We start from the raw sequence: 20,509 nt of genomic DNA on the forward strand, positions 1-20,509 counted from the left end.
CCGCCCGCCCGCCCCTAGAAATCGGAGAACACACCACATGACAACGACGTCAGCGACGTCGACGCGCGGTGGAGCGCGCGTCCACGTCCAGCGCTTCGGCACCTTCCTCTCGGGAATGGTCATGCCGAACATCGCGGCCTTCATCGCCTGGGGCTTCATCACGGCCCTCTTCATCCAGACCGGATGGCTCCCGCTCCTCGGCATCGACGCCACCTGGGTCCAGCAGTTCGGCGGCTGGAGCACGGATCCCGACGTCGTCAATACCGGCCTCGTCGCCCCGATGATCACCTACCTCCTCCCGCTCCTCATCGCGAACACCGGCGGCCGCATGGTCTACGGCGCCCGCGGAGGCGTGGTCGGCACCATCGCGACCATGGGCGTCATCGTCGGCGCCGGCATCCCGATGTTCATCGGCGCCATGATCATGGGCCCGCTGTCGGCGTGGCTCATGAAGAAGGTCGACTCGATCTGGGACGGCAAGATCAAGCCCGGCTTCGAGATGCTGGTCAACAACTTCTCCGCCGGAATCCTCGGCCTCCTGCTCGCGCTCCTCGCCTTCGCGGGCGTCGCGCCGCTCGTGGTCGGCCTCTCGACCGCCCTCGGCGCGGGCGTGGAGTTCCTGGTCAACGCGGGTCTGCTCCCGCTGACCTCGCTCTTCATCGAGCCGGCGAAGATCCTCTTCCTGAACAACGCCATCAACCACGGCATCCTCACGCCGCTGGGCGTGCAGCAGGCGGAGGAGGCGGGCAAGTCCTACCTCTTCCTCCTCGAGGCCAACCCCGGCCCCGGCATGGGCGTGCTCCTGGCCTTCGCGTTCTTCGGCGTCGGCGCGGCCCGCGCCTCGGCTCCCGGCGCGGCGATCATCCACTTCATCGGCGGCATCCACGAGATCTACTTCCCGTACGTGCTGATGAAGCCGGCGCTGCTCGCGGCCGTCATCCTCGGCGGTGCGACCGGTGTCGCGACGAACGTCGCGTTCAACTCCGGCCTCCGCGCCCCCGCCTCGCCCGGCTCGATCATCGCGGTGCTCCTGCAGACCGCGAACGACAGCTTCCTCGGCGTCATCCTCTCGGTGATCCTCGCGACCGCCGTGTCGTTCCTGGTGGCCTCGGTCATCATCCGGTCCGGCCGCAAGCGCGACCTGGCCGCGGAGCAGGAGGGCGACGACAAGCTCGCCGCCGCCGTCGCCGCCAACGAGGCGAACAAGGGCAAGGAGAGCGCCGTCGGCTCGCTCATCAACGCCCGCGGCGCCAACGCTCCGCAGGACTCGGCCGGCGCCTCGACCGCGGGAGCCACGGCCACCGCGACCCAGGTCCGGAACATCGTCTTCGCCTGCGACGCCGGCATGGGCTCGTCCGCGATGGGCGCCTCGGTGCTGCGGAACAAGATGAAGAAGGCGGGCTTCGAGGACGTCACGGTCACCAACAAGGCGATCGCCGCTCTCGAGGACGACGTGGACCTGGTCATCACCCAGGCCGAGCTCACGGAGCGCGCCCGCCAGCGCACCCCGGGCGCCATCCACGTCTCCGTGGACAACTTCATGAACAGCCCGAAGTACGACGAGGTCGTCTCGCTGGTCGCGGAGCAGCACGGCAAGTAGTACGCCAACCATTCGGAGGGAGCCCGTAGGGTGCGACAGGGCGGACACGCTCCGCTCGCCCCTGCGGGTTCCCTCGCTGTCAGCACCTCCACGGAAGGACGCACCCCATGAGCGACGTGCTCACCATCGGACAGATCGACGCCTCCGGCACCGCCACCACGAAGGAGGCCGCCATCAAGGAGGCCGCCGACATGCTGGTCGGCGTCGGCGCGGTCACCCCCGCCTACTACGAGGCCATGCTCGCCCGCGAGGCGACCGTCTCGACCTACATGGGCAACCTGCTCGCCATCCCGCACGGCACCAACGACGCGAAGGACGAGATCCGCTCCTCCGCCCTCTCGTTCGTGCGCTATGCGCAGCCGATCGACTGGGACGGCAACGAGGTGCGCTTCGTCGTCGGCATCGCCGGCGTCGACAACGAGCACCTCGAGATCCTCTCCAAGATCGCGATCATCTTCTCGGAGGAGGACGAGGTGCAGAAGCTCCTCGACGCCCCGGACGCGCAGTCGCTCTACAGCCTGCTGGGCGAGGTCAACTCCTGATGCCCACCGCCGTCCACTTCGGCGCCGGCAACATCGGCCGCGGCTTCGTCGGCCTGATCCTGCACGGCGCCGGCTACGAGCTCGTCTTCGCCGACGTCAACTCCGAGCTGATCGGCCGCCTCGGCGCTGCCGACAGCTACGAGGTGCACGAGGTGGGGGAGGAGGCGGCCACGCACGTCGTCGACCGCTTCCGCGCGATCGACTCGGCCGCCGACGAGGAGGCGCTCGTCCGCGAGATCGCCGCCGCCGACATCGTCACCACGGCCGTCGGCCCGAACATCCTGCGCTTCGTCGCCCCCGTGATCGCGAAGGGCCTCGCGGCCCGCGACGAGTCGGCGCCGCGGCTGGCGGTCATGGCCTGCGAGAACGCGATCAACGCCACGCGCCTCCTGCAGACCGAGGTCGCCGCGAACCTCGGCGCGGACGAGTGGGAGCGCCTGCGCACCCGCGCCGTCTTCGCCGACACCGCGGTGGACCGCATCGTCCCGAACCAGGACCCGGGCCAGGGCCTGGACGTGACGGTGGAGAGCTTCTTCGAGTGGGTCGTCGACCGCACTCCGTTCGAGGGCACCGAGCCGGAGATCCCGGGCGCGACCTGGGTCGACGACCTCGAGCCCTTCATCGAGCGGAAGCTCTTCACGGTGAACACCGGCCACGCGACGGCCGCCTACACCGGCTTCGCGGCCGGAGCGCACAAGCTCTCCGACGCGCTGGCGATGCCCGAGGTGCACGACGCGGTCAAGGCCGCGCTCGAGGACACCAAGGCGCTCATCGTGGCCAAGCACGGCTTCAGCGACGAGGAGCAGCAGGCCTACCTCGAGAAGACGCTGAAGCGCTTCGCCAACCCGTACCTGACCGACACGGTCGACCGGGTGGGACGCCAGCCGCTGCGGAAGCTGTCGCGGCACGAGCGCTTCATCGGACCGGCGGCCGAGCTCGCCGAGCGCGGGCGCACGCCGGAGGGCCTTCTCACCGCGATCGGCGCCGCGCTGCGCTTCGACGTGCCCGAGGACCCCCAGAGCGTGGAGCTCCACGAGAAGCTGGCCGCGCTCACCCCGGAGGAGTTCGTGGCGGAGGTCACCGGCCTCACGGCCGAGCATCCGCTCTTCGACCGGGTCGTGGCGGTCGTCCGCGGCTAGTCCCGTGGCCGCACGGCGGTGAACGACGACGAGGTCCTCTGCTTCCCGCGGGGGACCTCGTCGTCGTCTGCGGCGGCTCGGGCGGAGCGCTAGAACAGCCGCCAGCGGGTGAGCGGCCAGGCCACGGCGAAGACGCGTCCGGTGACCCTGTCGATCGGCACGGTCTTCACGCACGTGTCGATCGGCCCGCCGGCGCCGCGGCACTCGCCGAGCGAGTCGTTGGAGTTCGACCGGTGGTCGCCCAGGACGAAGAGGGAGCCCTCGGGGACGGTGTACTCGTCGAAGCATCGGAGGGACGCGGGGCTCGTCGTGCAGTCGAGGGTCCCGGGGGTGAAGGGGAAGTCCTCGAACACGTAGGACTCGTCCAGCGGCTTCCCGTCGACCAGCACGTGCCCCTCGGCGTCGCAGCAGGAGACGGTGTGGCCCCCCTCGGCGATCAGCCTCTTGACGAGGAACTCCTCGTGGGAGGGGCCGATGCTGGTGACGTCGCCGAAGGTCTTCACGATCTCGGAGAGGGGGCTGCCGGCCTCGTCGCTCGCGCCCCAGTCGGCGTCGCGCGAGAAGACGACGATCTGCCCCTCCTCCGGCCCGCCCTGGAGGGCGAGGGTGCGGTCGACCAGGATGCGGTCGCCGAAGAATCCGCCGCCCTGGAGGGTGTTCTCCATCGAGCCGGTCGGCACCGTGTACACCTTCACGAAGAAGGTCTGCACCAGGGCGATGACCGCGATCGCCGCCAGGATCGTCACCACCGGGTGCGAGTACCAGCTCCGCCTCGCGGTCGCGGACCTCGTCGTGCGCGCCATGTGCTCTCCCTCCGGCTCGACGGAGCCAGCCTAGGCGGCGGCGGACGCAGGGCCGGGCAGGGGGCGCGCGTCGGGCGCGGAGGCGGAGGAGGGGGCGACACGCCCGAGGTGGCGGAGCGGCCGCGATTCGCGTAGCATCGACCCTTGGTGTTTTGCGCGTGCTCCGGCATGCCCGCGAACCCCGATCCGGGCTCTCGCCCGGTGGTGGCTCGTCGCGGAAACATTCGCACGACCAGTACACACACTACTTCCGAACGACAGTGAGGCTATGGCCAAAAAAGACGGTGTCATCGAAATCGAAGGTGCGGTTGTCGAGGCGCTCCCCAACGCGATGTTCCGCGTGGAGCTGACCAACGGACACAAAGTTCTCGCCCATATCTCGGGCAAGATGCGTCAGCACTACATCCGGATCCTCCCCGAGGACCGGGTGATCGTGGAGCTGAGCCCCTACGACCTGACCCGCGGCCGGATCGTCTACCGCTACAAGTAGGCGTTCGCTCCGCTGACGTTCGCGACGTGCGTGTCCTGTAAGGAACGGCCCCGGCATCCGCCGGGAGCACGACGCCAGCGAAAACAAGGACAAGAACAATGAAGGTCAACCCCAGCGTCAAGCGCATCTGCGACCACTGCAAGATCATCCGCCGCCACGGCAACGTGATGGTCATCTGCAGCAGCAACCCCCGCCACAAGCAGCGCCAGGGCTAGTCCCGCTGCTTCCGCGAGGGAGCGCCGGGGCGGCGTGCCGCCCCCACTGCACAACTGAACACACCCGCAGCACCAGAAATCGCGCAGCACCCCGGCGACCCCGGGGTGGACGGCGAGGACACCTTCGGTCGGAGGCCGAGGCACCGGTGCTGCTTCACACCTCCACTCACTCACAGGAGAAGCCACAATGGCACGTCTGGCAGGAGTAGACATCCCGCGCGAGAAGCGCGTGGAGGTCGCACTGACCTACATCTACGGTGTCGGCCGCACTCGCGCGCTCAAGACCCTGAGCGACACCGGGATCGACGGCAACATCCGCGTCAAGAACCTCAGCGACGACCAGCTCGTCTCGCTCCGCGACTACATCGAGGGCAACTACAAGGTGGAGGGCGACCTCCGCCGCGAGGTCGCCGCCGACATCCGCCGCAAGGTCGAGATCGGCTCGTACGAGGGCCTCCGCCACCGTCGCGGCCTCCCGGTCCGTGGACAGCGCACCAAGACGAACGCGCGCACCCGCAAGGGACCCAAGCGCACCGTCGCCGGCAAGAAGAAGGCCGGCCGCAAGTAACGCGGGCGACACGGACCTAGAGGAGATACAGAATTGGCTACCCCCAAGTCGGCCGCGCGCAAGCCGCGCCGCAAGGAGAAGAAGAACATCGCTGTGGGCCAGGCCCACATCAAGTCGACGTTCAACAACACCATCGTCTCGATCACCGACCCCTCCGGGGCCGTCATCAGCTGGGCCTCGTCCGGTGGAGTCGGCTTCAAGGGCTCGCGCAAGTCGACGCCGTTCGCCGCCCAGCTCGCCGCCGAGTCGGCCGCGCGCCAGGCTCAGGAGCACGGCATGAAGAAGGTGGACGTCTTCGTGAAGGGCCCCGGCTCGGGTCGTGAGACCGCGATCCGCTCGCTCCAGGCCGCAGGCCTCGAGGTCGGCTCGATCAACGACGTCACCCCGCAGGCGCACAACGGCTGCCGCCCGCCCAAGCGTCGTCGCGTCTAAGCAGCACTCGCAGCCGTCGGCCGGCCGCACGAACCGCCTCCGGGCGGGGAGTGCGGCCGACCGGCGGATCGCGCATTTCTTTCACAACTCCACACCTCGCAAACGCACGTGTCATATAGCGGACACGTGATCGAAAGGAATCATCAGTGCTTATCGCACAGCGTCCGACGCTCACCGAGGAGAACATCTCGGAGTTCCGTTCCCGCTTCGTCATCGAGCCCCTCGAGCCCGGCTTCGGCTACACGCTCGGCAACTCGCTGCGTCGCACCCTGCTGTCCTCCATCCCCGGCGCTGCTGTCACCAGCATCCGGATCGACGGAGTCCTGCACGAGTTCACGACCGTCCCGGGCGTCCGCGAGGACGTCACCGAGATCATCCTGAACATCAAGGGACTCGTCGTCTCCTCCGAGCACGACGAGCCGATCACCGCCTACCTGCGCAAGCAGGGAGCCGGCCAGGTCACCGCCGCGGACATCTCGGCTCCGGCCGGTGTCGAGATCCACAACCCGGAGCTCGTCATCGCCACGCTGAACGACAAGGCGAAGTTCGAGCTCGAGCTCACGATCGAGCGCGGCCGCGGCTACGTCTCGGCGACCCAGAACCGCAGCGAGTTCTCCGAGGCCGGCCAGATCCCGGTCGACTCGATCTACTCGCCCGTGCTGAAGGTCACCTACCGCGTCGAGGCCACCCGTGCCGGCGAGCGCACCGACTTCGACCGCCTGGTCGTGGACGTGGAGACGAAGGCGGCGATCTCGCCGCGCGACGCCATCGCCTCCGCCGGACGCACGCTGACCGAGCTGTTCGGTCTCGCCCGCGAGCTGAACAACGCGGCCGAGGGCATCGAGATCGGCCCCGCGCCGGTCGACGCGGTCCTCTCGACCGAGCTGTCCATGCCCATCGAGGACCTCGACCTCTCGGTGCGCAGCTACAACTGCCTCAAGCGCGAGGGCATCAACAACGTCAATGAGCTCGTCGCCCTCTCGGAGACGCAGCTCATGAACATCCGCAACTTCGGTCAGAAGTCGGTGGATGAGGTCAAGGAGAAGCTGACGGAGCTCGGCCTGTCGCTCAAGGACTCGGTCCCCGGGTTCGACGGCGCCCACTTCTACAGCTACGACGACGAGAGCATCTAGGTCCTCCGCTCCGGAGCCCCGGCTCCTCGCGTCCGACCTGCTGACACCCCTTTAGTACTGGAGTAAACCCATGCCCAAGCCCACCAAGGGCCCCCGCCTCGGAGGCGGACCCGCACACGAGCGCCTGCTGCTGGCGAACCTGGCCGCGGCCCTGTTCACGCACAAGAGCATCAAGACGACCGAGACCAAGGCCAAGCGCCTTCGTCCGCTCGCCGAGCGCCTGGTGACCTTCGCCAAGCGCGGCGATCTGCACGCCCGCCGTCGCGTCCTCGCGACGATCGGCGACAAGTCGGTCGTCCACGAGCTCTTCACCGAGATCGCTCCGCTCGTCGCCGAGCGCGAGGGCGGCTACACCCGCATCACCAAGATCGGCCCCCGCAAGGGAGACAACGCGCCCATGGCCGTGATCGAGCTCGTCCTCGAGCCCGTCACGCCCAAGGCGAAGAAGTCGCGCACCGCCACGGCGCCCGTGTCCGCTCCGGTGGACGAGGCCCCCGCCGAGGAGACCACTGCCGAGGAGACCCCCGTCGAGGAGGCGCCCGTGCAGGACGCTCCCGTCGAGGACGCCGCGCAGGACGCTCCTGTCGAGGAGACCGGCGCGACCAAGTAGTCACGCCCCCTCTCCCGAGAGCCCTCCGTCCCCTCCGGGGCGGGGGGCTCTCGTCGTTCCACGGGGCCGAGTGGCGCGAATCGTCGCTTACGATGGCACGGCTGCGCTCGTCGGGTGCGGCCGCGTCACGACCGGCGCTCCCGGGGTCCGCGCCGACGATCCTCGGAGGACTCCTGTGCGACTGCCCTCCTCGGCTGCTGCGGCGCTCCTCGCCCTGGCACTCGCGGGCGGAGTGAGCGGCTGCGCCTCCGGCGAGGTGATCGACGTGCCGGAGTCGGCGGGCCTCGCGAGCACGCCTCCGGTACCGTCGGCCGCACCGACCGTGCCCTCCGTGCCCTCCGTGCCCTCCGTGCCCTCCGTGCCCTCCGTGCCGTCGAGCGAGGGCGTGGACTGCGCGACCGCTCTCCCCGCCTCCCTCGTCGAGCAGGAGGCCGGCTCGACGGCGGGCACCGTGTCGATCACAGCCGCGGGAGACACGTGCTCCTACGCCGTCGACGGCGGCGATCCGGTCGTCGTGCTGACGCTGCACCGCGGGCCCCTCGTCGAGACCTTCACCGGTGCGGGCGAGGCGCTCGGCGCCGTGCCGGTCTCGCTGGGCACGGCCGCCTACGGGGTGCAGGGCATCGCCTCCGCTCCCTCCGAGCTGGCCGTGCTCGCAGGCGGCTGGGAGGCGCGGATCGTCTCCTCGGTCGGCGAGCAGTCGACGCTGGTCGGCTAGGCGGTCTCGGCCCTGGCGGCCGTCGACGTCCCGCTCGCGGTCGCCTGAGCCGCGACCACGGCGCGCTCTAGACTCGTCTGATGCACCGCGTCCGCCTCGACCTGGCCTACGACGGCTCGCACTTCTCCGGGTGGGCCAAGCAGCCCGGCCTCCGCACCGTGCAGGGGGTGCTCGAGGAGTCGCTCGCCCTGGTGCTGCGCTCCGAGCAGCACCCGACCGTGACGGTCGCCGGGCGCACCGACGTCGGCGTGCACGCCAGCGCCCAGGTCGCCCACGTCGACCTCACCCCCGAGCAGTGGGGCCGCATCAGCACCGGCCGGCGCCGACCGGGGGAGGAGCCGTTCCCGCCCGCGTCGATCCTGGAGCGGCGGCTCCGCGGGATCCTCGGGCAGTACACCGACGTCTCGGTGCACCGGGTGACGGAGGCGCCGGAGGGGTTCGACGCGCGGTTCTCGGCGCGCTGGCGGCGGTACGAGTACCGGCTGGCCGACGCCTCCTCGATGCGCCACCCGCTCGACCGCACGTACACCACCTGGATCACCGACTCCCTCGACCTCGACGCGATGTCGGCCGCGGCCCGCTCGCTCCTGGGCCTGCACGACTACGCGTCGTTCTGCCGTGCCCGCGTAGGGGCCACCACCATCCGGAGCCTGCTCGACTTCACCTGGGAGCGAGACGCCGACGGAGTCCTGCACGCCCACCTGCGCGCGGACGCCTTCTGCCACAGCATGGTGCGGGCCCTCGTGGGGGCGTGCGTCGCGGTCGGCGCCGGGAAGCTCGAGGCGGGGGCGGTCCCGCTGCTCCGGGACGCCGCCAGACGGACCAACGCGTTCGCGGTGATGCCGGCCCGCGGCCTCATCCTCCGCGAGGTCGACTACCCCGAGGACGACGCACTCGCCGAGCGGGCCCTGCTCACCCGGGCGAAGCGCACCGTGCGGACCGAGGGGCCGGACCCGGAGGACTCGGAGTGAGGCGAGGGCGCGCGACCGCGCCCCGCGACCCGTGGCGGCTCGGGTCGCACCTCCCGCCGCCGGAGCCCCTGCCGCCACGATCCGTGCTTGGCCGCACGGGGGCTTTGCTGTAATGTCGACCCTTGGTGTTTTCGGCCGTGTGCCGAGCGCCCGAAGTTGAGCCCTCCACCGGATCGGTTCGGCCCCCTCGCGGGTCGAACGGCCACGGAGCGGGATCCACGAACACCTCACTCCGACCAGAAAGCAGCACTCACGTGACTCGCACTTTTTCTCCGAAGCCGGCTGACGTCCAGCACGACTGGATCGTCATCGACGCGTCCGACGTCGTGCTCGGCCGTCTCGCCACCCACGCCGCGGCGCTCCTGCGCGGCAAGCACAAGGCCACCTTCGCGCCGCACATGGACATGGGCGACTTCGTCATCATCGTCAACGCGGAGAAGGTCGCCCTCACCGGCCAGAAGCTCCTTCAGAAGAAGGCCTACCGCCACTCCGGCTACCCGGGCGGCCTCTCGGCCACCACGTACGCCGAGCTCCTCGAGAAGAACCCGGTCCGCGCCGTCGAGAAGGCCATCCGCGGCATGCTCCCCAAGAACTCCCTCGGCCGCGCCCAGCTGCGCAAGCTGAAGGTCTACACGGGATCCGAGCACCCCCACGCGGCCCAGCAGCCGCAGGCGTACGCCTTCACCCAGGTCGCCCAGTAGGCTCCGGCCCTCCCCGACACCCCAGACTTCGAAGACAAAGGATCACCTACACCGTGGCGAAGATCGCAGACCAGATCGACGTGGCTCCCGAGAGCTACTCCACCGAAAGCCCGGCCACCGAGGCGTCCACGACGCCCCGCGCCGTCCTCAACGTCTCCGGCGCAGCCGTGGGCCGACGCAAGCAGGCCATCGCCCGCGTGCGCCTCGTCCCCGGCAACGGCGGCATGACCGTCAACGCCCGCGAGTTCGCGGAGTACTTCCCCAACAAGCTGCACCAGCAGCTGATCACCGACCCCTTCAAGGTGCTCGACCTGATCGGCTCCTACGACGTGGTCGCCAAGATCACCGGCGGCGGCCCCTCCGGTCAGGCCGGCGCGCTGCGCCTCGCCATCGCCCGTGCACTCAACGAGATCGACCGCGAGAACAACCGCGCGATCCTGAAGAAGGCGGGCTTCCTGACCCGCGACGCCCGCGTCATCGAGCGCAAGAAGGCCGGTCTCAAGAAGGCCCGCAAGGCGTCCCAGTTCTCGAAGCGCTAGTCGACGCGGCCTGACGGCCGCACGACCAGCAGCTCGAGAAGGGACTGCGCACCATGCCGCGCCTGTTCGGAACAGACGGCGTCCGTGGCCTCGCGAATCGCGAGGTCACGGCCGACCTGGCTCTCGGCCTCGCCCAGGCGGCCGCCCGTGTACTCGGAGCGGCCGCCCGGGCAGAGGGCCGTCGGCCCGTCGCCGTGCTCGCCCGCGACCCCCGCATCTCCGGTCAGTTCATCGGAGCCGCGGTCGCGGCGGGTCTCGCGAGCGCGGGAGTCGACGTGCTCGACGCCGGCGTCATCCCGACGCCCGCCACCGCCTACCTCATCGCCGACGAGAACGCCGACTTCGGCGTAATGATCTCGGCCTCGCACAACCCCGCCGCCGACAACGGCATCAAGTTCTTCGCCGCCGGCGGACGCAAGCTCCCGGACGAGCTCGAGAACCGCATCGAAGCGGCCCTCGGAGTCCCCCCGCTCACGCCGACCGGAGCCGACGTCGGCCGCATCACCCGCTTCTCCGACGCGGAGGACCGCTACGTCCTCCACCTGCTCGGATCCCTCGAGGGCACCCGTCTCGACGGCCTGCACGTGGTCATCGACTGCGCGCACGGCGCCGCCGCCGGTATCTCGCCCCAGGTGTTCACCGACGCCGGAGCGACCGTCACCGTCATCGGCAACGACCCCGACGGCCTCAACATCAACGACGGAGTGGGCTCCACCCACCTCGACAACGTCGCCGACGCGGTCCGCGCGGCCGGCGCCGACATCGGCATCGCCCACGACGGCGACGCCGACCGCTGCCTCGCGGTGGACGCCCAGGGCCGCATCGTCGACGGCGACCAGATCATGGCGATCCTCGCGACAGCCATGGCCCGCCGCGGCGCCCTCCGCGACGACGTCCTCGTGGCCACCGTCATGAGCAACCTCGGCCTCAAGCTCGCCATGCGCGACGCCGGCATCCGCGTCATCGAGACCGCGGTCGGCGACCGCTACGTCCTCGAGGCGATGAACGACGGCGGCTACTCGCTCGGCGGGGAGCAGTCCGGCCACGTCATCATGAGCCGCTACGCCACCACCGGCGACGGCGTGCTCACCGGCCTCCAGCTCGCGGCCGAGATGGCCCGGACCGGACGCACGATCGCCGACCTGGCCGCCGTCATGTCCGTCTTCCCGCAGACCCTCCTCAACGTGCGCGGCGTCGACCGCGAGGGCGTCCGCGACGACGAGGTCATCGCCTCCGCCGTCGCCGACGCCACCGCCGAGCTCGGCAGCGACGGCCGCGTGCTCCTGCGCCCCTCCGGCACGGAGCCGATGGTGCGCGTCATGGTCGAGGCGAAGACGCAGGAGACGGCCGACCGCCTCGCCGAATCGCTCGCCGCGGTCGTGCTCGAGCGGCTGCGCTCTTAAGGAGCCGCTCCCTGCGCGGCTCCTCGCGGTCGGCCTGGAGAGGTGGTCGCGATGGGTGGAGCGGGGTGCGTTCGCCGCGCGGGAATCGCTTGGCACGCGATTCCCACGACGGCTCGTGGGTTGGGCCGCTCCCTGCGCGGCTCCTCGCGGTCGGCTTGGGGAGGTGGTCGCGATGGGTGGAGCGGGGGGCGTTCGCCGCGGGTGAATCGCTTGGCACGCGGCTGTGTTCGTTGCGGGGCCGCTCCCTGCGCGGCCCCTCGCGGTCGGATTCGCGAGGTGGTTGCGATGGGTGGAGCGGGGTGCGTTCGCCGCGGGTGAATCGCTTGGCACGCGATTCTCGCTGACGGCTGTGTTCGTTGGTGGGCTGCTACTTGCGCGGCCCCTCGCGGTCGGCTTCGCGAGGGGGTTGCGCGGGCGGAGCGTGTCGCGGTCGCCGCGCGGGAATCGCTTGGCACGCGATTCACGCGGACGGCTGTGTTCGTTGCGGGGCCGCTCCCTGCGCGGCCCCTCGCGGTCGGCTTGTGGAGGTGGTCGCGCTGGGTGGAGCGGGTTGCGGCCGCCGCGCGTGAATCGCTTGGCACGCGTATCCCGCCGACGGCTCGCGGGTGGTCCCGAGCCTGCACCGATCCTGCGGTGGAGGGGTTCGAGGAGGTCGGTGGCTGCGCGGTGCGCGCGGCGGCGAACAGCGACCGGGGGCGCGGTCAGATCTTGCGGAGGAGGACCGAGGAGACCGTGTGATCGGCCTGCTTGCGGAGGACCAGGCTCGCGCGGGAGCGGGTGGGGCGCACGTTCTGCAGCAGGTTCGGCTCGTTGATCGCGGCCCAGATGCTCCGCGCGCGCTCACGGGCCTCGTCCGGACTGAGCGCCGCGTAGCGGTGGAAGTAGGAGTTCGGATTCGCGAACGCGCCCTGCTGCAGGGTGAGGAAGCGCTCCTCGTACCAGCGCGCGATGTCGCTGGTCCGGGCGTCGACGTAGACGGTGAAGTCGAACAGGTCGCTCACCGCCAGGCCGTGACCGGGCACCGGCGGCTGCAGCACGTTCAGGCCCTCGACGATCAGCACGTCCGGCCGCCGCACGACGATCTCGGCGTCGGGGACGATGTCGTAGGAGAGGTGCGAGTAGAACGGCGCGCGCACCTCCGCGGCCCCGCCCTTCACCTCCGAGACGAAGCGGAGCAGCGCCCGCCGGTCGTACGACTCGGGGAAGCCCTTGCGGCTCATCAGACCGCGGCGCTCCAGCTCGCGGTTGGGCAGCAGGAAGCCGTCGGTGGTCACCAGCTCGACGCGGGGCGTGTCCTCCCAGCGGGCGAGCAGCTCCCGCAGCAGGCGCGCGATCGTCGACTTGCCCACCGCGACCGACCCCGCGACGCCGATCACGAACGGAGTCGGCTGCGCGCGCTCCCCGAGGAACGTGCTCGTCGCGCGGTGCAGGTGCCGCGCGCCACCGGCGTACAGGCTCAGCAGGCGCGAGAGCGGCAGGTAGACCTCCGCGACCTCGGAGAGGCTCAGCCGGTCGCCCAGCCCCCGCAGCTGCACGACCTCGGTCTCCGTTAGCGGCAGCTCCGTGGTGCGGGCGAGCTCGGCCCAGTCGGAGCGGACGATCTCGACGAAGGGGGAGGGGTGCGCGTCGCGTGCGGGATCGCGAGGAGACGACGGCATGGGGACCGATCCTAGCGTCCGCCCCGCCGGGTGCCCGACGCCGCGGGAGGCGCCTCCGCGCCGCTTAGAATCGAGCGCATGTGTGGAATCGTTGGATACGTCGGTGAGCGCGACAGCCTGGCCGTGCTGCTCGGGGGCCTGAAGCGTCTGGAGTACCGCGGCTACGACTCGGCCGGCGTGGCCGTGATCGACGCCGACGGGCAGCTCGACAGCCGCAAGCGCTCGGGCAAGCTCAGCGTCCTCGTCGACGACCTCGAAGCGCACCCGCTGGCCGAGGGCACCACGGGCATCGGCCACACCCGCTGGGCGACGCACGGCGGCCCGACCGACCGCAACGCCCACCCCCACCTCGCGGACGAGGGCAGGCTCGCCGTCATCCACAACGGCATCATCGAGAACTTCCAGCCGCTCAAGGAGCAGCTGCTCGCCGAGGGCGCCGTCTTCGAGAGCGAGACCGACACCGAGGTCGCCGCGCACCTGATCGCCCGCGAGTACCGCCGCACCGGCGACCTCGTGCTCGCCTTCCAGGCCGTCGTCGCGCACCTCGAGGGCGCGTTCACCCTGCTCGCCCTGCACCAGGACCAGCCCGGCGTGGTCGTCGGCGCGCGCCGCAACTCGCCGCTCGTGATCGGCCTGGGCGACGGGGAGAACTTCCTCGGCTCCGACGTCGCGGCGTTCGTCGAGTTCACCCGCCGCGCGGTCGCCATCGGCCAGGACCAGATCGTCACGATCACCCCGGAGCTCGTCACGGTGACCGACTTCTTCGGCAACCCCGTCGAGACCGAGCCGTTCGAGATCGCCTGGGACGCGTCGGCGTCCGAGAAGGGCGGCTGGTCGAGCTTCATGGCGAAGGAGATCACCGAGGGCCCCGAGGCCGTCGCGAACACGCTCCGCGGCCGCATCCACGAGGGCGCGATCACGCTGCCCGAGCTCGACGCGCTCGGTCCGGTGCTGACGGAGATCGACCGCATCACGATCATCGCCTGCGGCACGGCCGCCTACTCGGGCATGGTCGCCAAGTACGCGATCGAGAAATGGGCGCGCGTCCCCGTCGAGGTCGAGCTCAGCCACGAGTTCCGCTACCGCGACCCGGTGCTCACCCCGCGCACCCTCGTCGTCTCGATCAGCCAGTCCGGTGAGACGATGGACACGCTGATGGCGGTCAAGTACGCCCGCGAGCACGGCGCCAAGACGCTCTCGGTCTGCAACACCCAGGGCGCGACGATCCCACGCGAGTCGGACGCCGTGCTCTACACGCACGCGGGCCCGGAGGTGGCGGTCGCCTCGACCAAGGCCTTCGTCGCCCAGATCGCGGCGCTCTACCTCTTCGGGCTGCACCTGGCCGCGGTGCGCGGTGCCGCCTCCACCGAGCTCGTCGCCTCGCAGGCGGCTCAGCTCGCCGCGATCCCGGAGAAGCTCTCCCGCGTGCTCGACGCCTCCGACGACATCGCCCAGCTGGCCGGCTGGATGGCCGACACCCGTGCGGTGCTGTTCCTCGGCCGCCACGTCGGCTACCCGGTGGCGCTCGAGGGCGCGCTGAAGCTCAAGGAGCTCGCCTACATCCACGCCGAGGGCTTCGCGGCGGGCGAGCTCAAGCACGGCCCGATCGCACTGATCGAGCCTGGCCAGGTCGTCTTCGTGATCGTGCCGAGCCCGAGCGAGTCGTACGAGCTGCAGCGCAAGGTGATCTCGAACATCCAGGAGATCAAGGCCCGCGGCGCCCGCGTCATCGCGATCGCGGAGCAGGGCGACACGGCCGCGATCCAGATCGCCGACGAGGTCGTGCCGATCCCGCTCGCCGACCCGCTGTTCGAGCCGCTGCTCGCCGTCACCCCGTTGCAGATGTTCGCGATGGAGCTCGCCGCCGCCAAGGGCCTCGACGTCGACCAGCCGCGCAATCTCGCCAAGTCGGTCACGGTCGAGTGATCGAGCCGTGATCGTGGGGATCGGGGTGGACGTCGTGGACCTCGCGCGCTTCGAGCGCTCGCTGTCGCGCACGCCCCGGCTCCGCGACCGCCTGTTCGCCGAGAGCGAACGCTCGCTCCCGGTCGCCTCGCTGGCGGGCCGCTTCGCCGCCAAGGAGGCGCTGATCAAGGCGCTCGGCGACTCCGTGGGCGCCCGCTGGCTCGACATGGTCGTCGAGCGGGACGAGCACGGGAATCCGTCCTTCGCGCTGCACGGCCCGGCCCGGGCGGCCGCGGAGGCGCGGGGGATCACGCGCGTGCACCTCTCGATGACGCACGACGCGGGCGTGGCCTGCGCGTTCGTGGTGGCCGAGTCGTGAGCGTCCCCGCGTCGTACCGCGAGGCGGTGATCGACGTCGACGCGATGGCGGCGAACGCCGCGCGTCTGCGCGAGCTCACCGGTGCCCGACGGCTCATGGCCGTCGTCAAGGCCAACGGCTACGGGCACGGCGCCCTGGCCGCGGCGCAGGCGGCGCTCGACGGCGGCGCGGACGCCCTCGGCACCGCGGAGCTGCGGGAGGCCGTGGCCCTGCGCGAGGCAGGCGTCGTCGCTCCGATCCTCTGCTGGCTGCACGACCCCGGCGAGGACTTCGACGCGGCGCTCGAGCACTCGATCGACGTCGCCGTCTCCTCGGTCGACCAGCTCGACACGCTCGCGCAGTCGGCGGAGGACCGCGGCGTGCGCGCGGCCGTGCAGCTCAAGGTCGACACGGGCCTCAGTCGCAACGGCGCCGCGGAGGAGGAGTGGCCGCACCTGGCGGAGGCGCTCGCCCGTCACAGCGCTCGCGGCACCGTCCACCTCACCGGGCTGTTCTCGCACCTGTCCAACACCTCGCGCGAGGACGACCTCGCCCAGCTCGCGCTCCTCCGCCGCGCCGAGGCCGTGCTGGCGGCGCACGGGGTGCAGGCGCCGGTCCTGCACCTCGCGGCGACGGCGGCGGCGCTGCGCCTCCCGGAGGCCCGCCTCGACATGGTGCGCAGCGGCATCGCCCTCTACGGACTCTCGCCGTTCGAGGACGAGACCTCGCTCCAGCTCGGGCTCGTCCCGGCGATGACGCTGCAGGGCCGCGTCGCCGGCGTCCGCCGGGTGCCCCACGGGACCGGCGTGAGCTACGACTACACCTGGCGGGCCGAGGGCGGGACGACCCTCGCGCTCGTGCCGTTCGGCTACGCGGACGGCATCCCGCGGAGCGCCTCCGGCGTCGCGGAGGTCTCGATCGGCGGCCGCCGCCACCGGATCGCCGGGCGGGTCGCGATGGACCAGTTCGTCGTCGACGTGGGGGATGCGAGCGTCGCGACGGGCGACCCGGTGACGCTCTGGGGCGACCCGACGACCGGCGTCCCCTCGGTGGACGAGTGGGCGCGGTGGTGCGGCACCATCAACTACGAGCTGGTCACCCGGCTCGGGCCGCGGGTCCAGCGGCGGCTGCTGAGCGCGGCGGACGGCCGTGCCTGAGCGCTCCTGGTTCGCGGACCGCGTCGTCGAGGTCGCCGATCCGGAGGCCATGGCGGAGCTCGGCCGCGAGCTCGGCCGAGTGCTGCGCGCCGGCGACCTGCTGGTGCTGACCGGGCCGCTCGGCGCGGGCAAGACGACCTTCACGCGCGGGCTCGGCGAGGGCCTCGACGTGCGGGGTCCCGTGACGAGCCCCACCTTCGTGATCGCGCGGACGCACCCGCCGCTGCACGACGGGCCGCCGCTCGTGCACGTCGACGCCTACCGCGTGGGCTCGCCGGTCGAGCTCGACGACCTCGACCTCGATCCGGCGCGCTCGGTGATCGTCGTGGAGTGGGGGGCCGGGATGCTGGACGGCGTCGCGGAGTCCTGGCTCGACGTGGTCATCGAGCGGCCGACCGCCGGCTCCGACGCCGAGGAGGGCGAGGAGCCGATCGAGCCGCGGACCGTCCGCTTCCGCGGCACCGGCTGGAGCTGAGCCCGCGGGTACCCTGGACGCGTGCTCCTCGCGATCGACACCTCCTCCGGAACCTCCGTCGCCGTCGTCGACTCCGCGGGCGCCGTGCGCTCGGAGCGCACCGAGACCGACACCATGCGCCACGCGGAGGTGGTCGGCCGGCTGATCCAGGAGGCGCTCGAGGCGGCCGACGTGGCTCCCGGGGGCATCGAGGCGGTCGCCGTGGGCATGGGCCCCGGCCCCTTCACCGGCCTCCGGGTCGGGATCGCCGCCGCCCGGGCCTTCGCGCTCGGCCGCGGCGTCCCCACCCTCCCCGTGGTCTCGCACGACGCGATCGCGCTCGCCGCGCTGCGGCACGGGCGCGCCGCGGGCTTCCTCGTCGTCACCGACGCCCGCCGCCGAGAGCTGTACTGGAGCGCCTACGACGGGCTCGACGACCAGGGCCTCCCCGTCCGTCTCGCCGGCCCGGGCCTGGACAAGCCGCCGGCCCTCCCGCATCCGGAGCTCCCGCGCCTGGAGGCCGAGACGGTCTCCGCCGGCGAGCTCGGAGTCGTGGCCGCCCGCCTGCGCGCGGCCGGTCGGCCCGGCGCCGAGGACGAGCCCCTCTACCTCCGCTCGCCCGACGTCACGCTGTCCGCCGGCCCCAAGCGGGTGACCGCATGAGCGAGGCCGTGCTCCGCGACGCGCAGGCGGACGACCTCGACGCTGTCATGGCGATCGAGGAGTCCGAGTTCGCCGGCGACGCCTGGTCGCGCGGGATGATGGCGGAGGAGATCCGGAGCCGTCACACCCGGTACCTGGTCGCCGAGCAGGACGGCGAAGTGGTCGGCTACGCCGGGCTCCTCTGCCCCGTCGGCGCCCACGAGGGCGACGTGCAGACGATCGCGGTCGTCGCCCGCGTCCGCCGCACCGGCCTCGGCCGCCGACTGCTGCGCGCGCTCCTCGAGGCGGCCGGCGAACGCGGCGCCCGCGAGGTCTTCCTCGAGGTCCGCGCCGACAACCCCGCCGCGCAGACCCTCTACCGCTCGGAGGGCTTCGAGGAGATCGGCGTCCGCCCCGCCTACTACCAGCCCGACGGAGTGGACGCGATCGTGATGCGCCTGCCGCCGACCCCGACCCAGGAGACCCCGTGAGCACCGGACCCCTCGTCCTCGGCATCGAGACCAGCTGCGACGAGACGGGGATCGGCATCGTCCGCGGCACGACGCTGCTCTCGAACACCATCGCCTCCTCGATGGAGGAGCACGCCCGCTACGGCGGCGTCGTGCCCGAGGTGGCCGCCCGGGCGCACCTGGAGGCGCTCGAGCCCGCCCTGCACGCGGCGCTCTCCGAGGCCGGTGTCGCGCTCGGCGACCTGGACGCGATCGCGGTCACCAGCGGACCGGGACTCTCGGGCGCCCTCATGGTCGGCGTCGGAGCGGCGAAGGCGCTCGCCGTCTCGCTCGGCCTGCCGCTCTACGCCGTGAACCACCTCGTCGGCCACGTGGGAGCCGATGTCCTCCGTGCAGACGGCAGCGAGGGCAGCCCCGTCGAGGTGCCGACGATCGCGCTGCTGGTCTCGGGCGGGCACACCTCGCTCCTGCACGTGCGCGATCTGGTGTCGGACGTCGAGCTGCTCGGCGAGACCATCGACGACGCCGCCGGCGAGGCCTTCGACAAGGTGGCGCGAGTCCTGGGCCTGCCCTATCCGGGCGGACCGCAGATCGACCGGGTGGCGGCGGACGGGGACCCGAAGGCGATCCGCTTCCCCCGCGGGCTCAGCCTGCCGAAGGACCTCGAGCGCCACCGCTACGACTTCTCGTTCTCAGGGCTGAAGACCGCGGTCGCCCGCTGGGTCGAGAAGCGCCAGGACGCGGGGGAGGAGGTGCCCGTGGCCGACGTCGCGGCGAGCTTCCGCGAGGCGGTCGCCGACGTCCTGCTCACGAAGGCGCTCGCCGCCTGCCGCGACCGGGGCGTGCCGCGCCTCCTGCTCGGCGGCGGCGTGGTCGCCAACGCCCGGGTGCGCGCGCTGGCGGAGGAGCGGTGCGCGGCCGCGGGAGTGACCCTCCGGATCCCGGCGCTCTCGCTCTGCACCGACAACGGCGCGATGATCGCCGCACTGGCGGCGCAGCTGATCGAGGCGGGGCATCCGCCGTCGGGGCTCGGCTTCGGGGCCGACTCGACCCTCCCGGTCACCGAGATCCAGGTCCGCTGAGGCCTCTACCGGGCGGCGGCCGGGCCGCGCAAGCGCCGTCCAGCTTTTTGACAGGCGGATCGTGCCACTGCCACTCTTGGCCGCATCCGCTCGTTCCTGACCCTGGGGGATTCCATGACCACTCCGTACACGCCCGCGTCCGACCGCTACAACATCCTGGCGATCATCGGCTTCATCGCCTCGTTCTTCGTCTCCATCGTGGGCATCGTGCTGGGCTTCATCGCCCTGTCGCAGATCAAGCGCACGGGGGAGAAGGGCCGCGGCCTCGCCCTCGCCGCCGTCATCATCGGCTTCGTCGCGATCATCATCACCATCATCTCGTTCGTCGCGCTCTTCTCGATCGCGGCGACCATGCCCTCGACCGGGTACTGATCGACACGCCTCCGAGGCTCGGGGGCGCCCGCACCACCAGGAGGACACCGTGACCGACGACACCGCGCCCGGACCGCAGACCGGACCGGCGCCCGCGCCGTTCGCCCCTCCGCTCGGCGAGCCGTCGGCGGCCTACCCGCCGCCGACGGCCGCCGCCGATCCCTACCCCGGTCTCCCGCCCCGCCGCCCGCCGATGAATCCGCTCGCGGTCGCGGCTCTGGTGTGCGGACTGCTGGGGCTGGCGCCCGCCGCCATCGTCCTCGGCCACATCGGCTTCGCCCAGGCCCGGCGCTCCGGACAGCGCGGCCGCGGTCTCGCGGTCGTCGGCTTCGTGCTGGGCTACCTCGCGATCGTCCTCGCGGTGATCGCCTACCTCGCCTGGACGGCCTTCGTGGGCGACCTGCGCGACGGCGGGTACCTGCCCGCGTGAGCGGACGGAACCCCTCCGCCGCCGCCCGGGTGCTGGCTAGACTCGCGCCATGAGCGACGACAGCACCCGTCCCGGCCCCGGCTCCGACGAGCAGCACGGCTCCGTCCCGGTCCCGCC

25 protein-coding genes are annotated in these 20,509 nt (G+C 71.6%); 23 read left to right on the forward strand and 2 right to left on the reverse strand.

The features are described from left to right. Positions 1-37: 37 nt before the first annotated feature. The 3 genes from C5C46_RS15865 to C5C46_RS15875 all read left to right on the forward strand — a co-directional run bounded on the left by C5C46_RS15865 (position 38) and on the right by C5C46_RS15875 (position 3,281). Entirely contained in the window at positions 38-1,600 is a 1,563-nt protein-coding gene (locus C5C46_RS15865) for a PTS mannitol transporter subunit IICB (protein ID WP_104224995.1), read from the forward strand. Between the two features lie 107 nt (positions 1,601-1,707). Continuing rightward, on the forward strand, positions 1,708-2,142 hold the full coding sequence (locus C5C46_RS15870; protein ID WP_104224996.1) for a PTS sugar transporter subunit IIA: 435 nt from the start codon (positions 1,708-1,710) through the stop codon (positions 2,140-2,142). Then, positions 2,142-3,281, forward strand: coding sequence for a mannitol-1-phosphate 5-dehydrogenase (locus tag C5C46_RS15875; RefSeq protein ID WP_104224997.1), 1,140 nt, complete (start codon positions 2,142-2,144; stop codon positions 3,279-3,281). The genes C5C46_RS15870 and C5C46_RS15875 overlap by 1 nt, the downstream gene beginning before the upstream one ends. An 89-nt stretch (positions 3,282-3,370) precedes the next feature. Here the strand turns inward: C5C46_RS15875 and lepB are convergent, their stop codons facing one another. Continuing rightward, positions 3,371-4,084 carry a signal peptidase I gene (gene lepB / locus C5C46_RS15880; protein WP_104224998.1) on the reverse strand — a complete coding sequence of 238 codons (714 nt, stop codon included), beginning with the start codon at positions 4,082-4,084 and terminating at the stop codon, positions 3,371-3,373. Between the two features lie 268 nt (positions 4,085-4,352). Between lepB and infA the strand changes: the two genes are divergently transcribed. The 11 genes from infA (at position 4,353) to glmM (ending at position 11,864) form a co-directional block, all read left to right on the forward strand. Beyond that, positions 4,353-4,574 carry a translation initiation factor IF-1 gene (gene infA / locus C5C46_RS15885; protein WP_022883252.1) on the forward strand — a complete coding sequence of 74 codons (222 nt, stop codon included), beginning with the start codon at positions 4,353-4,355 and terminating at the stop codon, positions 4,572-4,574. 98 nt (positions 4,575-4,672) lie between these two features. Next, positions 4,673-4,789, forward strand: a complete 117-nt coding sequence (rpmJ, locus tag C5C46_RS15890) for a 50S ribosomal protein L36 (RefSeq protein ID WP_055787164.1) — start codon at positions 4,673-4,675, stop codon at positions 4,787-4,789. Between the two features lie 187 nt (positions 4,790-4,976). Continuing rightward, on the forward strand, positions 4,977-5,357 hold the full coding sequence (gene rpsM / locus C5C46_RS15895) for a 30S ribosomal protein S13 (protein ID WP_104227410.1): 381 nt from the start codon (positions 4,977-4,979) through the stop codon (positions 5,355-5,357). Between the two features lie 33 nt (positions 5,358-5,390). Beyond that, positions 5,391-5,789: a 30S ribosomal protein S11 gene (rpsK, locus tag C5C46_RS15900; RefSeq protein WP_055787170.1), complete on the forward strand. Its 399-nt coding sequence runs from the start codon at positions 5,391-5,393 to the stop codon at positions 5,787-5,789. Between the two features lie 146 nt (positions 5,790-5,935). Then, complete coding sequence (locus C5C46_RS15905) at positions 5,936-6,922, forward strand: DNA-directed RNA polymerase subunit alpha (RefSeq protein ID WP_104224999.1); 987 nt, start codon at positions 5,936-5,938, stop codon at positions 6,920-6,922. Between the two features lie 70 nt (positions 6,923-6,992). Beyond that, positions 6,993-7,532: a 50S ribosomal protein L17 gene (gene rplQ / locus C5C46_RS15910; protein WP_104225000.1), complete on the forward strand. Its 540-nt coding sequence runs from the start codon at positions 6,993-6,995 to the stop codon at positions 7,530-7,532. Between the two features lie 175 nt (positions 7,533-7,707). Next, on the forward strand, positions 7,708-8,250 hold the full coding sequence (locus C5C46_RS17070; RefSeq protein ID WP_181136544.1) for a hypothetical protein: 543 nt from the start codon (positions 7,708-7,710) through the stop codon (positions 8,248-8,250). Positions 8,251-8,330: 80 nt separating this feature from the next. Continuing rightward, complete coding sequence (locus C5C46_RS15920) at positions 8,331-9,221, forward strand: tRNA pseudouridine(38-40) synthase TruA (RefSeq protein WP_104227411.1); 891 nt, start codon at positions 8,331-8,333, stop codon at positions 9,219-9,221. A gap of 254 nt (positions 9,222-9,475) precedes the next feature. Next, positions 9,476-9,922, forward strand: coding sequence for a 50S ribosomal protein L13 (rplM, locus tag C5C46_RS15925; RefSeq protein WP_104225003.1), 447 nt, complete (start codon positions 9,476-9,478; stop codon positions 9,920-9,922). Positions 9,923-9,975: 53 nt separating this feature from the next. Next, positions 9,976-10,461: a 30S ribosomal protein S9 gene (gene rpsI / locus C5C46_RS15930; protein ID WP_104225004.1), complete on the forward strand. Its 486-nt coding sequence runs from the start codon at positions 9,976-9,978 to the stop codon at positions 10,459-10,461. Between the two features lie 53 nt (positions 10,462-10,514). Then, positions 10,515-11,864: a phosphoglucosamine mutase gene (gene glmM, locus C5C46_RS15935; protein WP_104227412.1), complete on the forward strand. Its 1,350-nt coding sequence runs from the start codon at positions 10,515-10,517 to the stop codon at positions 11,862-11,864. A gap of 701 nt (positions 11,865-12,565) precedes the next feature. Here glmM and coaA read toward each other — a convergent pair. Then, the gene (coaA, locus tag C5C46_RS15940) at positions 12,566-13,522 is read right to left on the reverse strand and encodes a type I pantothenate kinase (protein ID WP_104225007.1); all 957 of its coding nucleotides are present in this window, start codon (positions 13,520-13,522) and stop codon (positions 12,566-12,568) included. 78 nt (positions 13,523-13,600) lie between these two features. Between coaA and glmS the strand changes: the two genes are divergently transcribed. From glmS to C5C46_RS15985, 9 genes are all read left to right on the forward strand, one after another. After that, positions 13,601-15,448, forward strand: coding sequence for a glutamine--fructose-6-phosphate transaminase (isomerizing) (glmS, locus tag C5C46_RS15945; protein WP_104227413.1), 1,848 nt, complete (start codon positions 13,601-13,603; stop codon positions 15,446-15,448). A 7-nt stretch (positions 15,449-15,455) separates the two neighbouring features. Next, complete coding sequence (locus tag C5C46_RS15950) at positions 15,456-15,806, forward strand: holo-ACP synthase (RefSeq protein ID WP_104227414.1); 351 nt, start codon at positions 15,456-15,458, stop codon at positions 15,804-15,806. Further along, positions 15,803-16,942, forward strand: a complete 1,140-nt coding sequence (alr, locus tag C5C46_RS15955) for an alanine racemase (RefSeq protein WP_104225010.1) — start codon at positions 15,803-15,805, stop codon at positions 16,940-16,942. Before C5C46_RS15950 ends, alr begins: the two co-directional genes overlap by 4 nt. A 49-nt stretch (positions 16,943-16,991) precedes the next feature. Then, on the forward strand, positions 16,992-17,417 hold the full coding sequence (tsaE, locus tag C5C46_RS15960; RefSeq protein WP_104227417.1) for a tRNA (adenosine(37)-N6)-threonylcarbamoyltransferase complex ATPase subunit type 1 TsaE: 426 nt from the start codon (positions 16,992-16,994) through the stop codon (positions 17,415-17,417). A 21-nt stretch (positions 17,418-17,438) separates the two neighbouring features. Next, positions 17,439-18,059 carry a tRNA (adenosine(37)-N6)-threonylcarbamoyltransferase complex dimerization subunit type 1 TsaB gene (gene tsaB / locus C5C46_RS15965; protein ID WP_104227415.1) on the forward strand — a complete coding sequence of 207 codons (621 nt, stop codon included), beginning with the start codon at positions 17,439-17,441 and terminating at the stop codon, positions 18,057-18,059. Beyond that, a complete protein-coding gene (gene rimI, locus C5C46_RS15970; RefSeq protein ID WP_104227416.1) occupies positions 18,056-18,529 on the forward strand; it encodes a ribosomal protein S18-alanine N-acetyltransferase in 474 nt (157 codons plus the stop codon). Before tsaB ends, rimI begins: the two co-directional genes overlap by 4 nt. Then, the gene (gene tsaD / locus C5C46_RS15975; protein ID WP_104225013.1) at positions 18,526-19,590 is read left to right on the forward strand and encodes a tRNA (adenosine(37)-N6)-threonylcarbamoyltransferase complex transferase subunit TsaD; all 1,065 of its coding nucleotides are present in this window, start codon (positions 18,526-18,528) and stop codon (positions 19,588-19,590) included. The genes rimI and tsaD overlap by 4 nt, the downstream gene beginning before the upstream one ends. A 114-nt stretch (positions 19,591-19,704) precedes the next feature. Further along, positions 19,705-19,962, forward strand: a complete 258-nt coding sequence (locus C5C46_RS15980) for a DUF4190 domain-containing protein (protein WP_104225014.1) — start codon at positions 19,705-19,707, stop codon at positions 19,960-19,962. Positions 19,963-20,011: 49 nt separating this feature from the next. Further along, positions 20,012-20,392, forward strand: a complete 381-nt coding sequence (locus C5C46_RS15985) for a DUF4190 domain-containing protein (protein ID WP_104225015.1) — start codon at positions 20,012-20,014, stop codon at positions 20,390-20,392. The last annotated feature ends 117 nt before the right edge of the window (positions 20,393-20,509 follow it).

The organism is Rathayibacter sp. AY1E6 (assembly GCF_002931115.1).
In the GTDB taxonomy this organism is placed as follows: Bacteria; Actinomycetota; Actinomycetes; order Actinomycetales; family Microbacteriaceae; genus Rathayibacter.